At 60.9% G+C, this 1,072-nt stretch carries 2 protein-coding genes; one reads left to right on the forward strand and one right to left on the reverse strand.

What is annotated here, in order from left to right; translation table 11 throughout:
* The coding region (locus tag ACSFA3_RS25555; protein WP_435508120.1) for a hypothetical protein at positions 1-464 on the forward strand (464 nt) is incomplete at its 5' end.
* Positions 465-628: 164 nt separating this feature from the next.
* Here the strand turns inward: ACSFA3_RS25555 and ACSFA3_RS25560 are convergent.
* Positions 629-1,072: amidohydrolase family protein (locus ACSFA3_RS25560; protein ID WP_435508121.1), on the reverse strand; the 444-nt coding region annotated here is incomplete at its 5' end.

The raw sequence follows: 1,072 nt of genomic DNA on the forward strand, positions 1-1,072 counted from the left end.
AGCTCAATGCCGATACCAGGATGGCGCGCTACAGAGAAACGATTGGCTTCCTTGAGAAACGCACTCAGGCGCTTGAAGACGGTTGGAAGGCGATCAAGGTAGCGGCCGCTTCAGATGCGGATTACGAAGAGTTGGCAAAGAAGATGTTTGCAATGCTCGACACCGCTGCTCTCTTGGTCAGGGATGGAGGCTTCGACAAAGCCTTGATCTACAACTACTGGTGGCACTACTTCGTCCATCCGATGCGGAACGATAAGGTCGCGCAATGGATCACGGATCGCAACAGAAAAGATCGTGCCGTTCTGGAGCATTTTCTTGATCTCAACCGTGAGTTCAGTGAGCGTAGTGACAGGGAGGAAAGGGGCGAGATCTGCTATTGGACCTATCGGGAGGAAATCGTCGCCAAGATCCGAGCATGGATGGCGAAGGCCAAATCTGGGCTGCGAATCAAGCGCGACCAGTGACACGCTCCAGCTGATTCCAAAGGATCGGCTGCCAACCACAAGCCAAGATTGGCTGACAGCAGCCTCAAAGCGGATCGCATCGGCGAGAACGAATGGCGCGGTCCCAGGCACGCCGATGACTTCGGCGTAGCAGCGTCGCGCTGCTTCAATTCAGTGGCAGCGCCTCAGCTCGCCGTCTGCGGCACTTCGCGCGCCAGCACCCGCCCCGGCCGCGCCCCAGTCGAACCGCCGTCGCGCCACACGACCGCGCCGTTGACGATCACCGCCTCGATGCCGTGGGCCGGTGCAATCGGCGTTTCATACGTGGCGGCCTCGCCCACAGTGTCCGCGTCGAACAATGCCAGGTCGGCATATGCGCCTTCCTTCAGGACACCGCGGTCCTTCAGGCCGAAGTTCTTCGCGGTCAGCCCGGTCATCTTGTAGATCGCGGTTTCCAGCGGGAACAGCCCGAGCAGCCGCCCGTAGTGGCCCAGCACGCGCGGAAAGCTGCCCCACAGCCGCGGATGCGGCGCGGCATCGTGCGGCAGGCCGTCGGAGCCGATCATGGTCTGGTCGAACTTCAGGATGCGCTGCACGTCGGCCTCGTCCAACCGGAAGTAGATTCCGCC

Source organism: Variovorax glucosi, assembly GCF_051216695.1.
In the GTDB taxonomy this organism is placed as follows: Bacteria; Pseudomonadota; Gammaproteobacteria; order Burkholderiales; family Burkholderiaceae_C; genus Variovorax.